The sequence below is a fragment of the Microcystis sp. LE18-22.4A genome (genome assembly GCF_027531105.1).
Lineage (GTDB): Bacteria > Cyanobacteriota > Cyanobacteriia > Cyanobacteriales > Microcystaceae > Microcystis > Microcystis aeruginosa.
Genome location: NZ_JAPZRB010000207.1, coordinates 1 through 4,400 on the forward strand (window position 1 = coordinate 1; position 4,400 = coordinate 4,400).

The following is a 4,400-nucleotide window of genomic DNA, read 5'->3' on the forward strand; positions in this document are numbered from 1 at the left end:
TTTTTTCTAAGGGTGGTAAACGACGTAAATATGGTGGCTCTACCACAAGACATGGGTTCCGTAAAGGAGATTTAGTTTCTTCTCCCAAAGGAATTGGTTATGTTAGTGGAGATACCGAAAAACAGCTATCTGTAAGCGATACCAGTTGGAAACGATTGGGACAAATAGCTGTTAGCAAGATTCAGTTAATTCGTCGTTCTAACGGTTTAATTGTTTCTCACTAACTTGTATAAAGCCGCCCTCCGCTATCGCTAAAGGGCGGGGTTTCAGACGCATTTTTTCGATGAACAATCTTTCTTTTGGGGGAATGACCGATCCTGGTGTAGTGCGATCGGTTAATCAGGATAGTTATTATATCGACCCCGAGCGCCGCTTTTTTATCGTTGCCGATGGTATGGGGGGTCATGCGGGAGGCCAGGAAGCTAGTCAAATCGCCACTGAAACTATCCAAGCTCATCTAGAAGAACACTGGAATTCGCCCCGGGCTGCCGGGGAATTGCTGCAGGAGGCAATTACTGCCGCTAACGAGAAGATTATTGAAGATCAACTGAAAAATCCCGAAAGACAGGAGATGGGGACAACCCTAGTCATAGCTATCTTCCGAGATGATGGCTCTTGGTACACCCATATTGGTGATTCCCGTCTCTATCGCTTTCGTGAGCAAAAATTAGAACAGGTGACGGAGGATCATACTTTGATCGCTAGGGCGATAAAAATGGGCGATCTGTCCGAAGAAGATGCGAAAAACCACCCTTATCGGCACATTTTATTCAAATGTCTCGGTCGTCGCGATTTGCCCCCAGTGACGGTATCTCCCCTTGATGTGCAATCTGGCGATAGTTTAATTCTCTGTAGTGATGGTTTGACGGAAGAAGTGTCCGACGAGGAAATTAGCGATTATTTGCAAACCGGTGCTGATTGTCAGGAAACTGTCGAAAATTTAGTGGCAGCGGCCAAAAAAGCTGGCGGTTCCGATAATATCACCGTGGTCATGGTAAGCTGTTGACTATCTAGGGTTTGCGGCAAAAAGTTTCTCGTGGGGAAGTGGGGAAGTGGGGAAGTGGGGAAGTGGGGAAGTGGGGAAGTGGGGAAGTGGGGAAGTGGGGAAGTGGGGAAGTGGGGAAGTGGGGGAATTTCAACTAACACCCTATCACCCTAAAACCCTAAAACCCTAAAACCCTAACACCCTAACACCCTAACACCCTATCTCCTACCGACCGCCGATCGCCTCATCTCCACAAGCAATTTAAATTCGCGGGCAGCTTACTCGAGCGCTCCCGCTTGTTTTAATAAAGAAACGATCGCCTGATGGTGATTAAATTTAGCTAACATTAAAGCGCTCATTCCCCCTTGATTTTTCTGATTTAAGTTCACCTTTCCCCCGTCTAACAAAACTTTAACCGTGTCGAGACAACCGTGATAACTCGCCCACATTAAAGGGGAAGCGCCGCTAAAATCGAGTTTATTGACATCAGCACCGATATCGATTAACCGGCGCACCAGTTGACTATTATTGCCCTCACAAGCTTTCATGAGGACGGTTTTGCCATCGGGATAAACGGCGTTGGGATTAGCCCCGTAGTCGAGGAGATAACGACAGATTTTCGTAAATTTGCGCTGTAGAGCTAAAGTTAACGGTGTTTCTCCCTGCTGAGTTAGGTTAGGCTCCGCCCCCTGTTTTAACAATTCTAAAACGATCGCTTCGTATCCTTGCACCGTGGCGATGATCAAGGGTGTATCACCAAAATGGTTGCGGTGATTGACAAAAGCGCCAGCTTGTAGTAGGGCCTGGACGATCTCTAGATGTCCTTCGATCGTCCCTAAATGCAGGGCCGTTTCTCCAGCCTGATTTTGATTGTCAACACTGGCCCCCTTAGCGAGTAAAAGTCGGACAATATCGAAATATCCCTCAGCAGCGGCGATCATGAGGGCAGTTTCTCCCTCCTCCGTGCTGATGTTTGGATTTGCTCCCGCTTGCAGTAAAGTTTGCACGCTGCCGAGATTTCCCCTCTCTACAGCCAAAATTAGGGGAGTTTCCCCGGATAAAGTGGGAGCATCGAGGGGCATACCACGGGTAATAAACAATTCGAGGATTTCTGGGCAATTAGCGGTGAGAGCCTGTAACCAAGCTTGTTGACGGATTTCTTCATCTACACCACTATCGAGCAGTAAACGGACGATGGCGGCGTAATTTTGTTTGATCGCTACAGATAAAGCCGTATCTCCATCCCGATCGCGCATATTGACCCGAGCGCCGGCGGTTAATAACTGTTCTGCGATCGCTGTATGACCCTTATAAACGGCGATCATTAGTGCTGGTGTACCATCTTGATTGACCTGATTGATATTAGCACCGGCAGCGATTAGTTGAGGGAGGATTTGACTGTGATTGAGGGCAGCCGCTAACATGAGAGGGCTTAAACCTTGAGGTTGTTTACTTTTGTTGATATCAGCCCCAAATTCTCGCAAAATTGCCACAATTTCCCTATGACCCCCCTGCACGGCATAGATTAAAGCCGTAGTATTTTGCCCATCAGTGGCGTTGACATTTGCCCCCTGACTCAGTAAAGCTTGAACCCGCGCGAGATTGCCCTGACGCGCCGCTTGTATTAACAAGATATCCCAATTAGAAGCCATTAACAGTGACCGATCGGCAGAAAGTATTTTTTCTATTATCGATCTTTCTAGACAGGTAAACGGACAGAAAAGCTACTACCCCGTTCTAATTCTGAGGTGACGGCAATAGTTCCCCCATGAGCATCGATAATGCGACGGGAGAGATAAAGTCCTAACCCATTGTTGGAACTGTCTGGGGAACCGGAGTACAGGCGCTCGAAAATCCGGGGTAGTTCTTCTGCTGAAATGCCTATACCAGTATCCTCGACCACAATGGTGACAAAAGTATCTTCCTCTGTAGCGGGGATGAGATGAATTTTCACATCACCCTTTTGGGTAAATTTAATCGCATTGCCGATGAGATTGGTAAAAACGCGCCGCAGTTCCAAGCGATCGCCAGTTAGGAAAATTTCCCCGGCATTTTCGGCATTTAAGCTTAATTCTAGTCCTTTTTCTCGGGCAAGGGGAGTTAACTGCTGACAGACTTCTTCGAGAATATCGATAATCTTTAATTTAGTAAAATTAAGTATCTTTTCGCCGTTTTCATAACAATAAACTTCCAAAAGATTATTAACCATTTCCAAGAGATTTTGATTACTGCGAATAATCACATGAATGACTCGACTCATTTCGGGAGTAATCTCACCGTATAAACCTTCTTGAAATAGTTCTAATATGTGATTGACAGACACTAAGGGAGTTCGCAAATCGTGGGTCATCCTCGAAACAAAATCTTCTTTTTGTCTAGCCAATTGCTCTTTTTCTTGTTTGGCAATCGCCACTTCTTGTTCCGCTTCATAGATGCGTAGGGCGTTTCGCATCGCTTGATTTAAGCGCGAGGCAGAAAGACGAAATTTACTCAGATAATCGGAAGCACCGGCTTTCATCATATCTACGGCAATTCCTTCGTCTCCGTGACCGGTTAAAACAATTAGGGGTATTTTAAGTCCCTGTTGCCGAATTTCCCGCACCAAAGTCAAACCATCTCCATCGGGTAGAAGATAATCGATAAACATACAGTCGAAAAGATTATTGGACATCTTTTCTTTAGCCTCTTGATAGTCAGCGGCTTCTGTTATTTCTATCGCCATCTCCGATGTTCTTAAGAATCGGCGCACGGCGATCCGATCTACTTCATTATCATCAACAATTAGAATTCTTAACTGGTTTAACATTGCCAATTTAAATCTGAATTTCATTACTGTCTGATCTACCCTGATATAATACCTCGAATCGGGTTCGATGGTCAAGACATTTTCGAGGTCGATTCTTACAGCTTTTTTCTTAAAGATGAAGTATAACCTAATTTGCTATCTCAAGGTCGCGATTCATCTCCCGTTAAACCGCTACGCAGTTAACGGGAGATGAATCGCCACCGGAATGAAACTAACGCGGTAGCGTTTCCACTTTTGGGGAGTTTTGGTTCTCGACGTATTTTTTTAGTTGTTCGACAGTAACGCCGCCACAACTAGCCACGAAATAACCTCCCGTCCAAAAATAAGGTTTATTGTCGAAATACTTGGCCGCCAAATCCAGAAATTCCTTTCTAATTAAGCGACTACTAACTGTTTTAAGGTTAGCGATTAATTTGGATAAAGCGATGTCAGGTTTGTCATCGATAATCCGGTGAACGTAATCCGATTCACCGTTGAAATCAAGCAACACGCTTTCCCATTTCGTCAGCGTTGATACAAAGATTTCTTGAAGTCGGGCTAAGATTTCATTGTTAATAGCAATGGTCGGTATTTGATGACAAATACGACGTGAGCGGTAAGTCTATAAAC

At 45.2% G+C, this 4,400-nt stretch carries 4 protein-coding genes and 1 pseudogene; 2 read left to right on the forward strand and 3 right to left on the reverse strand.

All coding sequences use genetic code 11. From position 1 onward, the window contains the following. Positions 1 to 224 (forward strand): annotated as a pseudogene (locus O9295_RS09110) (RRXRR domain-containing protein); the annotation flags it as partial. A 59-nt stretch (positions 225 to 283) separates the two neighbouring features. After that, a complete protein-coding gene (locus O9295_RS09115) occupies positions 284 to 1,006 on the forward strand; it encodes a Stp1/IreP family PP2C-type Ser/Thr phosphatase (RefSeq protein WP_147071561.1) in 723 nt (240 codons plus the stop codon). Positions 1,007 to 1,263: 257 nt separating this feature from the next. On the opposite strand, the gene O9295_RS09120 is transcribed toward O9295_RS09115, so the two are convergent. The 3 genes from O9295_RS09120 to tnpA all read right to left on the reverse strand — a co-directional run bounded on the left by O9295_RS09120 (position 1,264) and on the right by tnpA (position 4,374). Further along, positions 1,264 to 2,664: an ankyrin repeat domain-containing protein gene (locus O9295_RS09120; RefSeq protein WP_353851854.1), complete on the reverse strand. Its 1,401-nt coding sequence runs from the start codon at positions 2,662 to 2,664 to the stop codon at positions 1,264 to 1,266. Positions 2,665 to 2,684: 20 nt separating this feature from the next. Continuing rightward, positions 2,685 to 3,791 (reverse strand): hybrid sensor histidine kinase/response regulator, encoded by a 1,107-nt coding sequence (locus tag O9295_RS09125; RefSeq protein ID WP_004162706.1) that lies wholly within the window; start codon positions 3,789 to 3,791, stop codon positions 2,685 to 2,687. 211 nt (positions 3,792 to 4,002) lie between these two features. Next, positions 4,003 to 4,374, reverse strand: a complete 372-nt coding sequence (gene tnpA / locus O9295_RS09130; RefSeq protein ID WP_353851855.1) for an IS200/IS605 family transposase — start codon at positions 4,372 to 4,374, stop codon at positions 4,003 to 4,005. Between the last annotated feature and the right edge of the window lie 26 nt (positions 4,375 to 4,400).

Bases quoted from the DNA above. Each gene is read 5' to 3' on its own strand.
- O9295_RS09115 (WP_147071561.1), top strand. From the start codon at position 284: ATGAACAATCTTTCTTTTGGGGGAATGACCGATCCTGGTGTAGTGCGA.
- O9295_RS09125 (WP_004162706.1), bottom strand. From the start codon at position 3,791: ATGTTAAACCAGTTAAGAATTCTAATTGTTGATGATAATGAAGTAGAT.